Raw genomic sequence first — 16,744 nt, 5'->3', positions numbered from 1 at the left:
ATGTCCCGCAGTTGCGAATTGACCGGCAAGGGCGTCCAGTCGGGCAACAACGTGAGCCACGCGAACAACAAGACCAAGCGCCGGTTTCTTCCGAACCTGTGCGACGTCACGCTGATCTCGGACGCTCTGAACCAGCGCTTCCGCCTGCGCGTTTCGGCTGCTGCCCTGCGCACGGTCGAGCATCGCGGTGGTCTCGACGCATTCCTGATCAAGGCTTCCGAAACCGAACTGAGCATGCGCGCTCGTCTGCTGCGTCGCCAGATCGTCAAGAAGACCGCCGAAGCCGCTTAATAGCGTCATTGGGCCAGACTTTCGAAAGGCTTGACCGGCACGCCGGGCAAGCCTTTTCGTTTGAGGTATGCTGAGGGGCGAGAGCCTCGCATGCCGCCTCACCGTTACATTTTTGTCCCTCCAACTGGTGGCATCACCCAGGATAAAAAAATGCTGAACAAGCGCTATTTCTTTGCCTACAGCCTGCTGATGACGACAATCGTCGTCGCCTCGAACTTCCTCGTCCAGCACCCGGTCGATGGCGTTCTGGCCGGCATCAATCTTGCCGACCTCCTGACCTTCGGTGCCTTCACCTATCCGATCGCCTTCCTCGTCACCGACCTGACCAATCGTCAGTTCGGCCCTCAGGTTGCACGCCGCGTCGTTCTCGTCGGCTTCATCGCAGGCGTTCTCCTGTCGATCCTGCTGGCTACGCCGCGCATCGCGATTGCGTCGGGCTCGGCCTTCCTCGTCGGCCAGCTGCTCGACATCTCGGTTTTCAACCGGCTGCGCCAGCAGACCTGGTGGAAGGCGCCGCTGATGGGCTCGCTGATCGGCTCCGTGCTCGACACGATCATCTTCTTCTCCCTGTCCTTCGCACCCGTCTTCGGCTTCATCGGCCCGAACGACGACTTCGCGATTGCCGCAGCCCCGATCCTCGGCGTGATGTCGACAGAAGCGCCACGCTGGATCTCCTGGGCGATCGCCGACTTCGGCGTGAAGATGCTGATCGGCTTCATCATGCTCCTGCCCTACGGCGCGCTGATGAGTGTCGTCCGGCCCATGCCGACAGCGTCGCGCACGGCCTGACAGCAGCGAATTCAAGAGATCGACAACAGCCTCGGGAAACCGGGGCTGTTTCGTTTTCCAGGTTGAAGACGTCAGGACTGCGGCGCGGAGAGCCGGAACTCCAGCATCAAGGTTCGCTGCAGGATCGAATGGTTGTCGTCGGAGACGACGATCAGCCGGACGGAGCCATCGGGCTCGGGGATGGCATCGATGCCTTCCATATTGTCGATCTGGGATCGGTAATTGGCCTCGAACAGGATCTCGCCATCGAGAACAGCATCCGGTCGAATGCTGTCCCCATCGACGCGGCGCAAACGCATGCCCACACCTCTGGCGATGGTGAAGCGGCGCTCGAGCAGCAGGAGATCCCCATCCGGCAGGAAAGTCGCATCGGTGATATCGAAGTCGTCACGCGGACGCACACGAAATTCGCCGGCAAGCGGACCGCCGAGGATGGCCGCATAGATATTGCCGTTGTCGTCGTAGCTCTTCTCCGAAATCGCGACCAGCGCACCGCCGAGCGGACCGTCCTTTTCGGCAAGCACCAGGGACTCCAGACCGCCATTGCTGCGCAGGACATCGAGATCGAAGGGGAAGGCGAGCGGCTCCGACGGCACTGCCTTGCCGAGGTCGGACAGGGGTTCATAGGACACGACGCGGTGACGCTGTTCAAAACCGACGAAGGCGCGATCACCGTCCACGACAAGGCTCTCCGCATCGACGTGGAACTTGGAGGGGCTTTCGCGCCCGGATGCGTCGAGAAGCGGCGCCAGCTTCACAGTCTCGATGCCGGCAAGCAGACCCTCGGCATCGCGCCTGATCTGCCCCTCGATCCAGTAGCCGGTGTCGAACACGCCGAGGAAGCGCTTGTCGTCCAGGAACCGGATCGACGAAAAGGCACCAAACAGCGGCTCGGAGGATGAGAGCTCGACACCCCCTAGGAAGGTCAGCTCCGGCGCCATGGTCGGGTTGCCACCAAGCTGGGTAATCACACGGCTGTCGACCGGGATGGACAAGGTCTCACCGGCGGGAATGACCGCAGGCGTACAGGCGGAGAGTGCAAGGAGGCCAGCCAGCGCACAGCTCAGGCCGAGGCGGCGCCGATAGGTTGAGCGCTCAGGCACGCAGACGCGCCCGGCCGCTGCCGCCGGAGGGCTTCTCCTCGAAGAGCGAGGCAAGCTGTTCGGTCATCGCGCCCGCCAGTTCGTCGGCATCAACGATGGTAACGGCGCGGCGATAATACCGCGTCACATCGTGGCCGATACCGATTGCCAGAAGTTCGACAGGAGAGCGTGTCTCGATCTGCTCGATCACGGCGCGCAGATGCCGCTCAAGATAATTGCCGGGGTTCACCGACAGCGTCGAATCGTCGACCGGGGCGCCGTCCGAGATCATCATCAGGATCTTGCGCTGCTCACGGCGGCCGATCAGGCGGTTATGCGCCCACATCAGAGCCTCACCGTCGATGTTTTCCTTGAGCAGGCCCTCACGCATCATCAGGCCGAGATTGCGGCGCGACCGGCGCCAGGGGGCGTCTGCCGACTTGTAGATGATGTGGCGCAAATCGTTGAGGCGGCCGGGCGCCGGCGGCTTGCCGCCCGCGAGCCACTTCTCTCTGGACTGTCCGCCCTTCCAGGCCTTGGTGGTGAAGCCGAGGATCTCGACCTTGACGCCGCAACGCTCGAGCGTGCGCGCAAGAATATCGGCGCAGGAGGCGGCAACCGTGATCGGACGGCCGCGCATCGAGCCGGAATTGTCGATGACGAGCGTCACCACAGTATCGCGGAACTTGGTGTCCTTCTCCTTCTTGAAGGAGAGCGGCTGCATAGGGTCGATGATCAGGCGGGTGAGACGCGCCGGATCAAGATAACCCTCTTCCAGATCGAAGTCCCAGGAGCGGTTCTGCTGCGCCATCAGGCGGCGCTGCAGGCGGTTTGCGAGCCGGCCCACGGCACCCTGAAGATGCGCAAGCTGCTTGTCGAGGAAGGCACGCAGCCGTTCCAGCTCCGCCTCGTCGCAGAGCTCTTCGGCGGTGATTTCCTCGTCGAATTCCTGGGTGAAGATCTTGTAGTCGACCTTCTCGTTGAAATCATCGAAGGGGGTCGCCGGACGGCGCATCTCGCCGGGCGTCTCGCTATCATCGTCGCCCTCGTCCGACATCTCCTCTTCGGAGATCTCGGCACCGTCCATCTCGCCGTCATCGAGCTGTTCCTGCGAGGCTTCGCTTTCTTCCGCCGGAGCAGAATCCTGACCGGCTTCGTCTTCCGACGTCTCCTGGTCCTGCTCGCCGCTGCGCGGCTGCTCCTCGTCGGTAGATTGCTCGTCCTCGCTTTGCTCCTGATCGTCGCCCATGTCCTCGGCCATCTCCATGGCCGACAGCATGTGGCGGATCACGCGGGAGAAGGCCTGCTGGTCTTCGATGACGGACGAGAGATTGTCGAGGTCGGCACCGGCCTTGTCCTCGATGAAAGGACGCCAGAGGTCGAGCACCTTGCCGGCCGTTTCCGGCGCCTTCTGCCCGGTCAGCTTTTCGCGCACCAGCATGGCGACGGCTTCGCCGATCGGCGCATCTTCCTGACGGCTGATCGTCGAGAAATTGGCCTTCGCGTACTTCTCTGTGTTCATCGACTGAATGTTGGAGGCCACACCCGGCATGCGGAGCGAACCAAGCGATTCCACGCGTGCCTGCTCGACCGCATCGAATATGGCGCGCGCATCAACCCCCTGCGGCGCAAGTGCCGCATGGACCTTCTGATCGTGGCAAGCGAGGCGGAGCGCCATGCTGTCACCGAGACCGCGGGTCACCGCAAGCTCATGGGCGGTCGGACGCTTGGAGAGTTCCGGCAGGCGGATGCGTTCGCCGGCAATCCCCGGGCGATCATTGGCAAAGGCCACCTCGACCTGCGGATCACCCGCGATCGAGCGCACGCAGCCGGTGATGGCCCGGCGCATCGGCTCCGTGTCTACTCCACCGCCGGCTCTCGCCTTCGAATTGTCGCCGCGCCCTGCCATGCTTCTCAGTCCTTATGCGCCGAGTACGATATTGGCCGCACTTTCCTTGAGTTCCACGCCGAAGGCGCGCTGATACTGCTCGGCCACCAGCGTGCGCTCGAGTTCGTCGCACTTGTTGAGGAAGGTGACGCGGAACGCGAAAGCGACATCGCCGAAGATCTCGGCGTTCTCGGCCCAGGTGATGACGGTACGCGGGCTCATCACGGTCGACAGATCACCGTTGACGAAGGCGGCACGCGTCAGATCGGCAAGGCGCACCATGCGCGAAACCGTGTCACGACCCTCGGCGGTCGAGCCGAAGCTCTTCACCTTGGCCGAAACGATATCGACTTCCTTGTCATGCGGCAGGTAGTTGAGCGTCGTGACGATCGACCAGCGGTCCATCTGGGCCTGGTTGATCTGCTGCGTGCCGTGATAGAGGCCCGTCGTGTCGCCGAGGCCAACCGTGTTGGCGGTCGCGAAGATGCGGAAGGCGGGATGCGGGCGGATGACGCGGCTCTGGTCGAGCAGCGTCAGGCGACCGGCCGATTCCAGCACGCGCTGGATAACGAACATGACATCAGGGCGACCGGCATCGTATTCGTCGAAGACGAGCGCGACATTGTGCTGGTAGGCCCAAGGCAAGATGCCGTCCTTGAATTCGGTGATCTGCTTGCCGTCCTTCAGGACGATGGCGTCCTTGCCGACGAGATCGATACGGCTGACATGGCTGTCGAGGTTGACGCGCACGCAAGGCCAGTTGAGGCGGGCTGCGACCTGTTCGATATGCGTCGACTTGCCCGTGCCGTGAAAGCCGGAGACCATGACGCGGCGGTTATGCGCAAAACCGGCGAGGATGGCGAGCGTGGTTTCGCGGTCGAAGAGATAGTCCGGATCGAGATCCGGCACATAGGCGTCGCCCTTGGAATAGGCGGGTACCCGGATGTCACTGTCGATACCAAACACTTCGCGCACCGACACGGTGGTGTCGGGGAGATTGGTAATATCAAGATCAATTTTGCTCATCGTTTCTCCATGCCGGGCGCCACCGACCGGCCGCATCTCATCGCTGCTTGTGTGTTCGGATTAACAGAAACCGGCCTGCTTTAACAATTTGTAGGCTTCAATAACAGCGCGAAAACGCTCTTCCGAAGCCCTGTCTCCGCCATTTGCGTCGGGATGGTGTTTTTTTACAAGCTCCTTGTAGCGGGTCTTGATATCGGTCGGCGTGGAGCTGACGGTAAGCCCAAGCGTATCCAGCGCTTTTGCCTCCAGCGTCTTCAATTTCCGATCCGCCGCCTGATAGCGTGAGGCGCCACCGCGACCCTGCTGCACGAAGCCGAACGGGTCCTTCATGCGCGCCTGTGACGCAGCCGAACCGGAGCGCGCGGTGGAGTGCAACGGGCTCGCCTTCGCCGCCTTGTTGACCCCCACGGTCCAGGTGGGGCGATGACCGGTGATCGCCTCCTTCTGGTAACGCGCGATCTCGGTGTCCGAGAGGCCGGAGAAATAGTTATAGCCCTTGTTGTAGTCCTTCACGTGCTCGAAGCAGAACAGGAAGAACTGGCCCTCGGCATGACGACCCACGGGCGCGCGATGGGCCCCCGGCTTCTCGCAGCCGTCCCATTGACAGACAGGATTGGATGGTTCGGGCTCCGCTGCCCGCTTTCGCCGGGTCCGTATCCCATCGAAGTATTTCGAGTCGAGTTTCATCCGCTAATTATGGGGCGCAGGAAGAGGTCGGACAAGAATTGACAAACCGGTTTGTTGCGCGCTTTGTGGGGCTTTTTGCGAAGCAGCAGAAAGAGGCAAGACCCATGTCGGTGAAGAGCCGGATAGAGACCCGCCTGACGGAGGCCTTCGGCCCCGAACGCCTTGTCGTGATTGACGAGAGCCATCACCATGCGGGTCATCAGCCTGACATCACCGGCACCGGCGAGACACATATGCGTGTTCGCATCGTCGCATCCGCCTTTGCCGGCATGACACGGCTCGCGCGCCACAGGGCCGTGACCGATCTGCTGAAACCAGAACTGGACGCCGGCCTACATGCGCTGGCGATCGAGCCCGCCGCCCCCGGCGAGCCCACACGCTGGTAGTCTTCGGCTAAGATCAGACCTGCGGCTCGGCCGCGTCGATCGGCCGGATGCGCAGACGCGTGATGCGGTTCTTCTCCCGCTTCAAGACGATGAAACGTTTGCCGTAGAAGGTGAAGGCCTGGCGCTCCTCGGGGATCGACTTCGACTCGTGGATGACGAGACCGGCAATCGTCGTTGCCTCCTCATCCGGCAGCAGCCAGTCCATGGCGCGGTTGAGGTCGCGGATCGGCACGCCGCCATCGACGACGATCGAGCCATCGCTGTCCTGCCGCACGCCCTGGATCTCGAGATCGTGTTCGTCGGAGATATCGCCGACGATTTCTTCCAGAATATCTTCCAGCGTCACCACGCCCTGCACTTCTCCATATTCGTCGACGACGACGGCAAAATGGGTCTTGCGGCGCAGGAAGGCGTTGAGCTGGTCCTTGAGGTTGGTGGTATCGGGCACGAACCATGGCTTCTGGGCAATTTTGACGATGTCGATGTCCTGCGGCTCGACATTCGGCTCGGCAAGCGCGCGGATCAGATCCTTGGCATGGATCACGCCAATGATGTTGTCGGTCGAGCCCCGCCAGACCGGCATGCGGGTGTAAGGACTTTCGAGAATGTTGCGGATCGCGGTTTCCGGCGCCTCGTCGGCATTCACCGCCCGCATGGCGGTGCGGTGGATCATGATGTCGGAGACTTCGAGTTCACCCAGATCGAGCACACCACCGAGGCGGTCGCGGTCGGCCTTGATCACCGATCCCTCGCGGTGCAGCAGAGCGACCGCGCCGCGCAGTTCTTCATGCGCAGACAGCATGGAGGCTTCGCCGGAAATCGAAACACCGAACATGCCAAGCAGCTTGCGGACGATCCAGTTGACGAAGCTGGAGAGCGGACCGACGATGGCCACGAAGGGCCGGACGAGTGGCGCAACGACGAGGGCAAAGCGCTCGGGCGCGGAGATCGCCCAGCTCTTCGGCAGCACTTCCGAAAAGATGACGAGAAGAACGGTCATCAGCAGCGTGGCGATGGCAACACCGGAATCGCCGAACAGGCCGAGAAACAGGCTCGTCGTCAGCGACGAGGCAAGAATATTGACCAGGTTGTTGCCGATCAACAATGCACCAATCAGGCGGTCGCGCCGTTCGATCAGCATATTCACCACGCCTGCACGATCGTCTCCATTGACCTCGAGCGTGTGCATGCGCGCGCGCGACGTGGCGGTCAGCGCCGTCTCCGACCCGGAAAAGAAGCCTGAGCAACAGATCAACAGAAAGATGGCGAGGATGGTGAGCCAGTACTCGGCAAGGCCGGCCAGGATTTGCTCGATCATGATGGGCGCATCTCCTCGATGAAACGCTGAACTTCCGATGTCGGTACGTCGTCGGCGACGAAGGATTGGCCGAGACCACGGGTGAGGATGAAGGTGAGCTGACCGCTCTTGACCTTCTTGTCCTGGGCGATGGCATCCATCAGGACACCGGTTGGCGGCAATTCGCCGGGGATCTGATCCATCCGGGTGGGCAGGCCGACAGCCTTCAGATGCGCCTCTACGCGATCCGCGAGATCTGGACTGGCGAGGTTCATGCGCGCCGAGAAGCGATGCGCGAGCACCATGCCGATCGAAACCCCCTCGCCATGCACGAGCCGGCTACTGTCATACTGGGTCGCGGCTTCCAGCGCATGGCCGAAAGTATGGCCGAGATTGAGGAGCGCACGGCGCCCGTTTTCGCGCTCGTCGGCAGCGACCACGTCGGCCTTGGCCTGACAGGAGACGGCGATCGCCTCGATACGGGCAGCACCGCCGGCAAAAACCTCGCGCCAGTTCTTTTCCAGCCATTCAAAAAAGTCAGGCTTGTCGATCAGGCCATATTTCGCCACTTCCGCATAACCGGCGCGAAATTCGCGCTCAGACAGCGTGTCGAGCACGTCGGTATCGGCGAGCACCAGATCCGGCTGATTGAAGATGCCGACAAGGTTCTTGCCCTGCCGCGCATTGATGCCGGTCTTGCCGCCAACGGAGCTGTCGACCTGCGAGAGCAGCGAGGTCGGGATCTGCACGAAACGCACACCACGCCGGACGATGCCGGCGGCAAAGCCGGTGAGATCGCCGATAACGCCGCCGCCGAGCGCAATCACCGTATCATTGCGCTCGATGCGCGCTTCAAGCAGCACGTCGCAGACCTTGGTGAGATAGTCGAAGCTCTTGGTCTTCTCGCCGGCGGGAAGCGTGACCGAGACTGCCTCGATGCCATCGGTCTGCAGACTGTCCATCAGCCCATCGAGATAGCGCGCACCGACATTCTCGTCGGTGACGATGGCGGCACGGCGACCCTTGATGCGGGTCGAGATTTCGCCGCCGGCACGCGCCATCAGGCCAGGCCCGATGAGAATGTCATAAGAGCGCTCACCCAAGGGCACATGCACCAGGCGTTCCAGGGTCTCGACCTTCGTCATTGCGTCTTGTCCTTGCCGATATGTTCGATCACCGAGGTCAAGACCTCGTTGGCGATCACTTCCTTACGCACGTCACGCGACTGGACCGTGATATCCGCCAATCCATAGATCGGATATCGCTTGTCCATCAGATCCTTCAGCGTCTGCTTCGGGTTCTCGGTCTTGAGCAGGGGCCGGTGGTCGCGCTTATTCACCCGCTCCCAGAGCACATCGAGATCGGCATTGAGCCACACCGAAAGCCCGCCACGCTCGATCTGCTTGCGGGTCCTCTCGTTGATGAAGGCGCCGCCGCCGGTCGAGACGACACGCGGCCCCGTGCGCAGCAAACGCTTGATGACGCGGGTTTCGAGCGCACGGAACTCCTCTTCGCCATAGGCGGCAAACAGTTCGGCGATCGTCATCCGCGACACCCGCTCGATCTCCGTATCGGTATCGACAAATGGCAGACCGAGTTGCTGCGCGACAATCCGGCCGATCGCCGACTTGCCGGCCCCCATCAGACCAACGAGAACAAGATTGCGTTTGCCGAGCGCCGTCTTGGCACGCACACCCAGACTGGGAGCAAGGTTGAGGATCGTATCGGTCATCGGCCTGTTCACGACTGTTTCATGACCTATTGACATATAGAGGGCTAGCGTCAAGCCATGGCTGCATTTCCGCAAGGCCTGTCCCGGCCTTGGTAAACTCCATGTTTCGACCTATTTATTTTGAGAACCGGCGAAGGACCAACCATGCCCACTCTGTTTCGCTTCCTGTTCATCTGCGGGACCATCGTCGGCCTGGTCTATGTCACCATGTGGTCCTTTGCCGTCTTCGTCGAACCGCGGGAACGCGACGTCACGGTGCGCATTCCTTCCGAGCGGATCAATCCGGTCGAGCAATAGCGGGAAGCAAGACATGTCGGATCTGAGCCGGGCTCGCGTCGAAGCCTTTCTGGAAATGCTGAGCGCCGAGCGCGGAGCAGCCCAGAACACGCTCACTTCCTATGAGCGGGACCTCGACGATCTCGCCGATTTTCTTTCCGGCCGCAAGGTGACGCTGGGTGCAGCGACACGGGAAGATCTGGCCGCCTATCTCTCCGACCTTGCCCGACGCGGCTTTCAGCCAACGTCCCAGGCAAGGCGTCTGTCGGCGATGCGCCAGTTCTACAAGTTTCTCTATGCGGAAGGCCTGCGCAGCGATGATCCGACCGCGATCCTCGACGCGCCGAAGAAGACCCGCTCCCTGCCCAAGGTGTTGACTGTCGAGGATGTCACCGGGCTTCTGTCGCTCGCCGAGCAGGAGGCGAACCTCGAAGGACCGGACCGGCCGGCGCGGATCCGGCGACTGGCGCTGATCGAGCTTCTCTATGCAACCGGCATGCGCGTCAGCGAACTTGTCTCGCTGCCGGTAAAGGTGCTGACGCAGGAGGGTCGCTTTCTGCTGGTGCGCGGCAAGGGCAACAAGGAAAGGCTTGTCCCCCTGTCGCGGACGGCGATCGAAGCCCTGGCAAGATACGGTAAAGTTCGTGGGGCCGATCCCGTTCACGCCGACAGCCCATTTCTGTTTCCAGCCGCCAGCAAGGAAGGCCATCTGCCCCGCCAGGTCTTTGCGCGCGACCTCAAGGATCTCGCCATACGGGCGGGATTATCGGCGAATGCCGTATCTCCACATGTTCTGCGACATGCCTTTGCCAGCCACCTTCTCGGCAATGGTGCGGACCTTCGCGCCGTGCAGGAACTGCTCGGCCACAGCGACATTTCAACGACACAAATCTATACGCATGTGCTCGAAGAGCGCCTGCAGCAACTGGTGCATACGCATCACCCCCTTGCAAAACAGGCCAAAAACCCCGATTAGGACCGGCAAAGCCGGTTCCTGCGGGCGGCGAGCGCCAGGAACTAACGATCGGAACGGAGTTCATGCACAACTATCTCGACTTCGAAAAGCCCATCTCCGACCTCGAGGCCAAGATCCGCGAACTGAAGAAGATCGCGGAAGAGGACGAGAGCATCGACACCTCGGAAGAGATCAGCCGGCTGGAAAGCCGCGTCGACGAGGCGATGGTGGATATCTATTCGAAGCTCAACGCCTGGCAGAAGACGCAGGTCGCGCGGCATCCGCAGCGTCCGCATTTCGTCGACTATGCCGAAGCGCTGTTCACCGAATTCACCCCTCTGGCCGGTGACCGCAAGTTTGCCGAGGACGCCGCCATCCAGGCCGGCCTCGCGCGCTTCCGCGGCCAGCCCGTGGCCGTGATCGGCCAGGAAAAGGGCAACGATACCAAGTCGCGCATCAAGCACAACTTCGGCAGCCCGCGCCCCGAAGGCTATCGCAAGGCGATCCGCGTCATGGAAATGGCCGACCGCTTCGGCCTGCCAGTCATCACCCTGATCGATACGGCCGGCGCCTATCCGGGCGTTGGAGCAGAAGAACGCGGCCAGGCGGAAGCGATTGCCCGCTCCACCGAGATGTGCCTCGGCCTCAAGGTGCCGATGGTCTCCGTCGTCATCGGCGAAGGCGGCTCGGGCGGCGCGATCGCGATTGCCACCGGCAACCGCGTCTACATGCTCGAGCATGCGATCTATTCGGTGATCTCGCCGGAAGGTGCCGCCTCCATTCTCTGGCGTGATTCGACCCGCGCCAAGGAAGCCGCGACCAACATGAAGATCACGGCGGAAGACCTTAAAGGCCTCGGCATTATTGACGCCATCATTCCGGAGCCCGTCGGCGGCGCCCATCGCGCACCGGACCGGGTGATCGGCATGACGGGCGACGTGATCGCGACCGCGCTTGCGGAACTGACACCGATTCCCGGCGACCAGCTGCGCACTGACCGCCGCCAGAAGTTTCTCGACATCGGCCGCAACCTCTAAGATCTGAGGCTGCGGCTGCGGCAATTTGCCATCACTCCGCCGCTTTGCAGCGGTAGCGGCGGAAGACGGATGGCGAAATCGGCGGCCATTGGTTTATAATTTGTGAAGAAAGCAGTTCTAAACTACGCATGATCGGCTCGGTTCGAGCCACCAACATGTGTTTCTGGAAAGAGCCTTCGCGCATGCGTTTGACATCAACGGCCCTGGTTCTGGTTTTCGCCGCCGCCCTCGCAGGCTGCAACGACACGTTGGAGAGTGCTGCCTACGATACGCCGCGCGTCGCCAACAAGGTCGCGCAGCCACTCCCCGCCCGCCTGATTTCCGAAATCCAGAAGAAGGGCATGGATCGCAACTCGCCGATCATGATCCGCATCTTCAAGGAAGAGGGCAAGCTCGAGGTCTGGAAGGCAAAGACCAACGGCCGCTTCGACAAGGTCGTCGAATATGATATCTGCGCCTGGTCGGGTCGCCTCGGGCCGAAGTTGAAGGAAGGCGACCGTCAGGCGCCTGAAGGCTTCTATCCGCTGACGCCCTATCACCTGAACCCGAATTCCAAGTATTTCCTGGCGATCAACACCGGCTTTCCGAACCAGTTCGACCGCGCGAACGGCCGCACCGGATCACACCTGATGATCCACGGGGCCTGCTCGTCGTCAGGCTGCTATTCGATGACCGATGCCCAGATGCTGGAGATCTACGCCTTTGCGCGCGACGCCTTCAAGGGCGGACAGCAAGCGGTGCAGTTGCAGGCCTTCCCCTTCCGCATGACGGCGGAAAACATGGCGCGTCATCGCCACAGCCCGCACTTCGATTTCTGGAAGATGCTGAAGGTCGGCTACGACAATTTCGAGGTCACCAAACGGCCGCCCGAGGTGAATGTCTGCGAGAAGAAATACGTCTTCAATCAGTCGGTTCCGGCCGGCTCGAGCTTCAATCCACAGGGCGCCTGCCCGGCCATGAGCACGCCTCCGGCACTCTCGGTCGCGCTTAACGGCTTCAACGAAGCCTATGACGCTGCCTATGCCAAGGCGCTGAAGAAATATGACGGCAAGATCTGGTATGACCCGACGGAAGCCGAGCGCAAGGCGCTGGTGGCCGACCTGCGCAGATCGCGTTCGCACGATCTCGCTTTCGCCCCGACGGGCTCTGCCCTGAAGGCCGGCAGGCTGCTTAACATCAACGATGCGGACCAGTCTGCGCCTCCGGCTGCCAATGGCACGGCCGCTGTCAACCAGATGGCGACCAACCCGAACGGCGACCCGCAGGCGCAGGCCGCAGAGACAGCGGCGCCTGCAGCGCCGGCCACCTCCGCCGTCCCGGTGCCGCAGCCCAATCCGCTTGCACCTCAGACAGCCGAGGCCGCAGTTGCATCACCGGCGCAAGCACAGGCACCGGCCGACAAGAAGCCCTTCTGGAAACTCTGGTAAGGGCATGACCGAGACGGTGATCTATGATCTGAGGGGGCTGAAATGCCCCCTTCCCGTTTTGAAGACCCGCCGGCGCATGGCCGACATGAAGCCCGGCGACGAACTGGTGGTGGAGACCAGCGATCCGCTCGCCGGCATCGACATTCCACATTTCTGTAACGAGGACGGCCATGAACTGGTCGCGCAGGAACGGCTCGACGCCGGTCACCGCTTTCACATACGCAAGGGCGGCGTGACGCTCGGCTAGAACTTGAGACCGGGAACCGACAGCGGATTATCCATCATTGCCGCGCGATCCGGGCGGTCGATTGCCACCTTGCCGGTGAAGGCACCGAAGAGATCCCGCACATAGCTCTCCGACAGATCCCTGGTGATCAGCACCAGCCGCGTCTTGCGGTCGGACCCTTCAGGCCAGGCCGGCAGGCGCACGGGCGGATGGAAAATCGACTGCACGCCATGCAGCACCAGCGGCTTGTCCGGCCGGTCGGTGAGCGCCACGATTGCCTTCATCCGGAGCAGCTTCTCGCCATGCGTGGAGCGCAGGAGATCGATGAACATGTTGATCGCCATCGGATCGATCGGCTCGTCGTGAAGGATGGAATAGGAGCGGATCGAGGTACCGTGCCGGTTAACGTCATGATGGTGGTGATGGCCGTGCGAGTGCCCGTGGCTATGATGACCGTGATCATGATGATGATTATGGTGGTCATGGTGCTCGTGATCGCCGACCGCAGCCATTTCGTCCTTCAGCCAGCGATCGACATCGGCGATCTTGCTTGAGGCGTCGTAAAGCCCGTTGATCAGCATCGCGGCCGAGCCGGCATCCTCAGCATCGCCATCGGTGATCGGCGCACGGGGGTTGAGCATGCGCAGGCGCTGCGTGATGGCTGAGACGGCGGCCTCGTCGGCGAGCGTCTTCTTGGTCAGGATCAGCCGATCGGCGACCGCGACCTGCTTGTAGGCCTCCGGAAAGGCATCGATGGTCGAGAGGCCATTGACCGCGTCGACGACCGTCACGACACCGTCTAGATCGAAATGCTGGGCGATCGACGGATGGCCCATGACCGACTGCATGACGGGTGCCGGATCGGCAAGGCCCGTCGTCTCGATGACGACGCGTGACAGCGGCTTCACCTTGCCGGTCTGCATGCCGTCGATCAGCTCCGCCAGCGTATCCACGAGTTCGCCGCGCACGGTGCAGCAGAGGCAACCGTCGGCCAACTCGACCACTGCATCGTTCGAGGTCTCGACGAGCAGATGATCGATACCCACTTCCCCGAACTCGTTGATGATGACGGCCGCATCCCGCATCGCCGGGTCCTTGAGCAACCGGTTGAGAAGCGTCGACTTGCCGGCCCCGAGGAAGCCGGTGAGGATGGAGACGGGAATGCGCGACTGGGTCATCAAGTTACTCAGAATGTGGGACGGGGCCTCGGGATCGGCACATTGGCGATCTCACCCGTGCCGGAGCCCTGTTTTGTTTCGACCGGCTCGCTGCCGGGAATGAGGCCGGCAAAGCTCATCGCCGGCGGGCGGCCCATCTCGCGGATGTAAGGAGAGGTCAGCTTCATGCGCCCGGCTTCGTCACGGCCTTCGCTGCGGATCTGGCGCGCCTTCGGATTGCAGATCTCGGCGCTGATGTCGGTGACCTGATCCTGCCCTTCGCCATACGGCGCGAGCTGATCCAGCCGGTTGCCGGCGACCGAAGACGTTAGGCCCTTCTGCAGGAGATCGGCGGAGAGATCGGCGCGCGCACCGAGGCTGTCGGCGCCGAGCACCACCGAGATCACGGTGCGTCCGTTGCGGGTGGCAGACGAGACCTGGTTGAAACCGGAGGCACAGACATAGCCGGTCTTCATGCCATCGGCACCGGGAAAGCGGCCCACGAGCAGGTTGAAATTCGGATAGTCCTTCTTGCCGGTCGTCACCCCTTCCAGCGCGAAATAACCAGCATATTCAGGGAATTCCCGCCGGATGGTCGTCGCAAGCAGGGCCATGTCGCGGGCGGTCGTATACTGCCCCTTGCCCGGCAGACCATTCGGATTGACGAAGCGCGTCGACGTCATGCCGAGCCGGGCGGCTTCCTGATTCATGCGCTGGACGAAAGCCGCTTCGCTGCCGCTGACGGTCTCCCCGATGGCGACCGCGACGTCGTTGGCAGACTTGATGATCAGAAGCTTCAAGGCACTGTCGAGCGTCAGCTTGGAGCCCGGCCTGAAATACATTTTGCTTGCCGGCTGGTCAGCCGCATGTTTGCTCATGACCACCACCGTCTCGGGCGAAAGCTCGCCCGAGCGCATGGAGCGGAAGGTCGTATAAGCCGTCATCAGCTTGGTCAGCGAGGCCGGATACCATTTGCGGAAGGCTTCTTCATGGGCGATGACCCGGCCACTGCCGACATCGACCACCATCATCGGATTCGCGGCAGCCAGACCCGGCAGAACCATCGCCACCAGCGAGACGGCGACCGCCAGTCGGCGGGCGGATCCGGTTGAAGACAACATGCGGGGACGTTTCGCTAACACGACTTCGATCCTCTTGTTCGGCTGGGCTCTCATCAACGCATGACGAGATCTTATGTAGGGAAGGAATGGCAAAGCCCATTGAATACGTCAATTGAAAGGCGCACATTCATGCCGACAATCACGTGATCCGCGCGACCGTGATCTAGAATGAACGCAGGAAGAGAGAATGCCGCTTCTGAACCGTGCTTCCGAACTCCAGTCGGAAGCCACCGAATGGCGCCGCCATCTGCATGCCAATCCGGAAATCCTTTACGACGTTGAAAACACGGCAGCCTTTGTCGAGGCGAAGTTGCGGGAATTCGGCGTCGACGAGATCGCAACCGGCCTCGGCCGCACGGGAGTCGTCGGCATCATCAAGGGCTCTGGCGGCGAAGGCAGGACAATCGGCCTGCGCGCCGATATGGATGCGCTTCCTCTCGACGAAATCACCGGCAAGCCCTGGGCTTCGACCATTCCAGGCCGCATGCATGCCTGCGGCCATGACGGACACACGGCCATGCTGCTTGGAGCAGCGAAATATCTTGCCGAAACCCGCAACTTCACAGGCCAGGTGGCGGTGGTGTTCCAGCCGGCCGAGGAAGGCGGGCGCGGCGCGCTCGCCATGGTCGAAGACGGAATGATGGAGCGCTTCGGCATCGACGAGATCTACGGCATGCACAACATGCCCGGAAAACCTGTCGGAACCTTCGCCATCCGCAAGGGCGGCATCATGGCAGCGCCCGACAAGTTCCAGCTTAAGCTGACAGGACTGGGAGGCCATGCTGCCGAACCGCACAATACCGCGGATACCATCGTCATCGGGGCCCAGATCGTCGGCGCCCTCCAGACCATTGCTGCTCGCAACGCCAATCCGCTACGCTCGGTCGTGGTCTCCGTCACCCAGTTTCATGCCGGCACGACCCATAACATCATCCCGGAGGAGGCCTTCATATCAGGTACCGTCCGCTCGCTCGACGAAGGCGTGCGTGATCTCGCGGAGCGCCGCATCGGTGAAATCGCTGCCGGCATTGCGGCTGCCCATGGCGCCACCATCGAATACGAATACGAGCGCGCCTGCCCCGTCACCGTCAATCATCCTGCCGAGACGGACTACGCCGCGCGTGCAGCGATCGACGTGGTCGGCCCTGACAACGTCGACACCGAAGTGGATCCGAGCATGGCCGGCGAGGATTTCGCCTTCATGCTCCAGTCGCGCCCCGGCGCCTACATCATGATCGGCAATGGCGAGACGGCGGGCCTCCACAATCCGGCTTACGACTTCAACGACGAGGCGATCGCAGCGGGGATATCGTATTGGGTGCGTCTGACCGAGCAACGCCTGCAACGCTGAACACGACATTTCAACC

Annotated in this window: 18 protein-coding genes; 9 read left to right on the top strand and 9 right to left on the bottom strand. The window is 62.0% G+C overall.

The genetic code is table 11. The annotated features are described in order from the left end of the window. Together rpmB and ACQKP1_RS20225 are read left to right on the top strand one after the other, a co-directional pair. On the top strand, positions 1-291 hold the full coding sequence (rpmB, locus tag ACQKP1_RS20230; protein WP_006724535.1) for a 50S ribosomal protein L28: 291 nt from the start codon (positions 1-3) through the stop codon (positions 289-291). 150 nt (positions 292-441) lie between these two features. After that, entirely contained in the window at positions 442-1,080 is a 639-nt protein-coding gene (locus ACQKP1_RS20225; protein ID WP_427276737.1) for a VUT family protein, read from the top strand. A 71-nt stretch (positions 1,081-1,151) separates the two neighbouring features. Here the strand turns inward: ACQKP1_RS20225 and ACQKP1_RS20220 are convergent, their stop codons facing one another. Genes ACQKP1_RS20220 through ACQKP1_RS20205 form a run of 4 tightly spaced genes read right to left on the bottom strand, consistent with a single transcriptional unit; the run spans position 1,152 to position 5,763 of the window. Continuing rightward, positions 1,152-2,183, bottom strand: a complete 1,032-nt coding sequence (locus ACQKP1_RS20220; protein WP_427276736.1) for an esterase-like activity of phytase family protein — start codon at positions 2,181-2,183, stop codon at positions 1,152-1,154. Next, complete coding sequence (gene cobT, locus ACQKP1_RS20215; protein WP_427276735.1) at positions 2,176-4,071, bottom strand: cobaltochelatase subunit CobT; 1,896 nt, start codon at positions 4,069-4,071, stop codon at positions 2,176-2,178. Before cobT ends, ACQKP1_RS20220 begins: the two co-directional genes overlap by 8 nt. A gap of 12 nt (positions 4,072-4,083) precedes the next feature. Further along, positions 4,084-5,076, bottom strand: coding sequence for a cobaltochelatase subunit CobS (gene cobS / locus ACQKP1_RS20210; RefSeq protein WP_102020930.1), 993 nt, complete (start codon positions 5,074-5,076; stop codon positions 4,084-4,086). A 60-nt stretch (positions 5,077-5,136) separates the two neighbouring features. After that, positions 5,137-5,763 carry a J domain-containing protein gene (locus tag ACQKP1_RS20205; RefSeq protein ID WP_427276734.1) on the bottom strand — a complete coding sequence of 209 codons (627 nt, stop codon included), beginning with the start codon at positions 5,761-5,763 and terminating at the stop codon, positions 5,137-5,139. Positions 5,764-5,867: 104 nt separating this feature from the next. On the opposite strand from ACQKP1_RS20205, the gene ACQKP1_RS20200 reads away from it, so the two are divergent. After that, positions 5,868-6,149, top strand: coding sequence for a BolA family protein (locus ACQKP1_RS20200; RefSeq protein WP_427276733.1), 282 nt, complete (start codon positions 5,868-5,870; stop codon positions 6,147-6,149). 13 nt (positions 6,150-6,162) lie between these two features. Here ACQKP1_RS20200 and ACQKP1_RS20195 read toward each other — a convergent pair whose 3' ends face one another. The 3 genes from ACQKP1_RS20195 to ACQKP1_RS20185 are packed head-to-tail and all read right to left on the bottom strand — an operon-like array spanning position 6,163 to position 9,178. Continuing rightward, positions 6,163-7,467: an HlyC/CorC family transporter gene (locus tag ACQKP1_RS20195; RefSeq protein ID WP_427276732.1), complete on the bottom strand. Its 1,305-nt coding sequence runs from the start codon at positions 7,465-7,467 to the stop codon at positions 6,163-6,165. Further along, positions 7,464-8,591, bottom strand: a complete 1,128-nt coding sequence (gene aroB / locus ACQKP1_RS20190) for a 3-dehydroquinate synthase (protein ID WP_427276731.1) — start codon at positions 8,589-8,591, stop codon at positions 7,464-7,466. The genes ACQKP1_RS20195 and aroB overlap by 4 nt, the downstream gene beginning before the upstream one ends. Then, on the bottom strand, positions 8,588-9,178 hold the full coding sequence (locus ACQKP1_RS20185; protein ID WP_427276730.1) for a shikimate kinase: 591 nt from the start codon (positions 9,176-9,178) through the stop codon (positions 8,588-8,590). The genes aroB and ACQKP1_RS20185 overlap by 4 nt, the downstream gene beginning before the upstream one ends. 144 nt (positions 9,179-9,322) lie before the next feature. On the opposite strand from ACQKP1_RS20185, the gene ACQKP1_RS20180 reads away from it, so the two are divergent. The 5 genes from ACQKP1_RS20180 (at position 9,323) to ACQKP1_RS20160 (ending at position 13,120) form a co-directional block, all read left to right on the top strand. Next, positions 9,323-9,475, top strand: a complete 153-nt coding sequence (locus ACQKP1_RS20180; RefSeq protein WP_006724525.1) for a hypothetical protein — start codon at positions 9,323-9,325, stop codon at positions 9,473-9,475. A 13-nt stretch (positions 9,476-9,488) separates the two neighbouring features. Then, the gene (xerD, locus tag ACQKP1_RS20175) at positions 9,489-10,430 is read left to right on the top strand and encodes a site-specific tyrosine recombinase XerD (RefSeq protein WP_427276729.1); all 942 of its coding nucleotides are present in this window, start codon (positions 9,489-9,491) and stop codon (positions 10,428-10,430) included. 62 nt (positions 10,431-10,492) lie between these two features. Continuing rightward, complete coding sequence (locus tag ACQKP1_RS20170) at positions 10,493-11,446, top strand: acetyl-CoA carboxylase carboxyltransferase subunit alpha (RefSeq protein WP_427276728.1); 954 nt, start codon at positions 10,493-10,495, stop codon at positions 11,444-11,446. A 182-nt stretch (positions 11,447-11,628) separates the two neighbouring features. Next, positions 11,629-12,873, top strand: a complete 1,245-nt coding sequence (locus tag ACQKP1_RS20165) for a L,D-transpeptidase family protein (protein ID WP_427276727.1) — start codon at positions 11,629-11,631, stop codon at positions 12,871-12,873. Between the two features lie 4 nt (positions 12,874-12,877). Further along, entirely contained in the window at positions 12,878-13,120 is a 243-nt protein-coding gene (locus ACQKP1_RS20160; protein ID WP_427276726.1) for a sulfurtransferase TusA family protein, read from the top strand. Here the strand turns inward: ACQKP1_RS20160 and ACQKP1_RS20155 are convergent. Next, positions 13,117-14,277: a CobW family GTP-binding protein gene (locus ACQKP1_RS20155; RefSeq protein ID WP_427276725.1), complete on the bottom strand. Its 1,161-nt coding sequence runs from the start codon at positions 14,275-14,277 to the stop codon at positions 13,117-13,119. The genes ACQKP1_RS20160 and ACQKP1_RS20155 overlap by 4 nt on opposite strands. A gap of 8 nt (positions 14,278-14,285) precedes the next feature. Continuing rightward, positions 14,286-15,377, bottom strand: a complete 1,092-nt coding sequence (locus tag ACQKP1_RS20150; protein ID WP_427276724.1) for a D-alanyl-D-alanine carboxypeptidase family protein — start codon at positions 15,375-15,377, stop codon at positions 14,286-14,288. A gap of 187 nt (positions 15,378-15,564) precedes the next feature. Here ACQKP1_RS20150 and ACQKP1_RS20145 point away from each other — a divergent pair, with 187 nt between their 5' ends. Then, on the top strand, positions 15,565-16,728 hold the full coding sequence (locus tag ACQKP1_RS20145) for a M20 aminoacylase family protein (protein ID WP_427276723.1): 1,164 nt from the start codon (positions 15,565-15,567) through the stop codon (positions 16,726-16,728). Positions 16,729-16,744: the final 16 nt, after the last annotated feature.

It is taken from the genome of Allorhizobium sp. NPDC080224 (assembly GCF_050281005.1).
Classification (GTDB): Bacteria; Pseudomonadota; Alphaproteobacteria; order Rhizobiales; family Rhizobiaceae; genus Allorhizobium.
Note: the sequence above shows the minus strand (reverse complement) of the source record. Positions and strands in the feature narration are given on the sequence as shown.

What these genes read in the sequence shown, in the direction of transcription:
- rpmB (WP_006724535.1), top strand. Translation starts at nt 1, where the DNA reads ATGTCCCGCAGTTGCGAATTGACCGGCAAGGGCGTCCAGTCGGGCAAC.
- ACQKP1_RS20225 (WP_427276737.1), top strand. Translation starts at nt 442, where the DNA reads ATGCTGAACAAGCGCTATTTCTTTGCCTACAGCCTGCTGATGACGACA.
- cobT (WP_427276735.1), bottom strand. Translation starts at nt 4,071, where the DNA reads ATGGCAGGGCGCGGCGACAATTCGAAGGCGAGAGCCGGCGGTGGAGTA.
- cobS (WP_102020930.1), bottom strand. Translation starts at nt 5,076, where the DNA reads ATGAGCAAAATTGATCTTGATATTACCAATCTCCCCGACACCACCGTG.
- ACQKP1_RS20205 (WP_427276734.1), bottom strand. Translation starts at nt 5,763, where the DNA reads ATGAAACTCGACTCGAAATACTTCGATGGGATACGGACCCGGCGAAAG.
- ACQKP1_RS20200 (WP_427276733.1), top strand. Translation starts at nt 5,868, where the DNA reads ATGTCGGTGAAGAGCCGGATAGAGACCCGCCTGACGGAGGCCTTCGGC.
- ACQKP1_RS20195 (WP_427276732.1), bottom strand. Translation starts at nt 7,467, where the DNA reads ATGATCGAGCAAATCCTGGCCGGCCTTGCCGAGTACTGGCTCACCATC.
- aroB (WP_427276731.1), bottom strand. Translation starts at nt 8,591, where the DNA reads ATGACGAAGGTCGAGACCCTGGAACGCCTGGTGCATGTGCCCTTGGGT.
- ACQKP1_RS20185 (WP_427276730.1), bottom strand. Translation starts at nt 9,178, where the DNA reads ATGACCGATACGATCCTCAACCTTGCTCCCAGTCTGGGTGTGCGTGCC.
- ACQKP1_RS20180 (WP_006724525.1), top strand. Translation starts at nt 9,323, where the DNA reads ATGCCCACTCTGTTTCGCTTCCTGTTCATCTGCGGGACCATCGTCGGC.
- xerD (WP_427276729.1), top strand. Translation starts at nt 9,489, where the DNA reads ATGTCGGATCTGAGCCGGGCTCGCGTCGAAGCCTTTCTGGAAATGCTG.
- ACQKP1_RS20170 (WP_427276728.1), top strand. Translation starts at nt 10,493, where the DNA reads ATGCACAACTATCTCGACTTCGAAAAGCCCATCTCCGACCTCGAGGCC.
- ACQKP1_RS20165 (WP_427276727.1), top strand. Translation starts at nt 11,629, where the DNA reads ATGCGTTTGACATCAACGGCCCTGGTTCTGGTTTTCGCCGCCGCCCTC.
- ACQKP1_RS20160 (WP_427276726.1), top strand. Translation starts at nt 12,878, where the DNA reads ATGACCGAGACGGTGATCTATGATCTGAGGGGGCTGAAATGCCCCCTT.
- ACQKP1_RS20155 (WP_427276725.1), bottom strand. Translation starts at nt 14,277, where the DNA reads ATGACCCAGTCGCGCATTCCCGTCTCCATCCTCACCGGCTTCCTCGGG.
- ACQKP1_RS20150 (WP_427276724.1), bottom strand. Translation starts at nt 15,377, where the DNA reads ATGTTGTCTTCAACCGGATCCGCCCGCCGACTGGCGGTCGCCGTCTCG.
- ACQKP1_RS20145 (WP_427276723.1), top strand. Translation starts at nt 15,565, where the DNA reads ATGCCGCTTCTGAACCGTGCTTCCGAACTCCAGTCGGAAGCCACCGAA.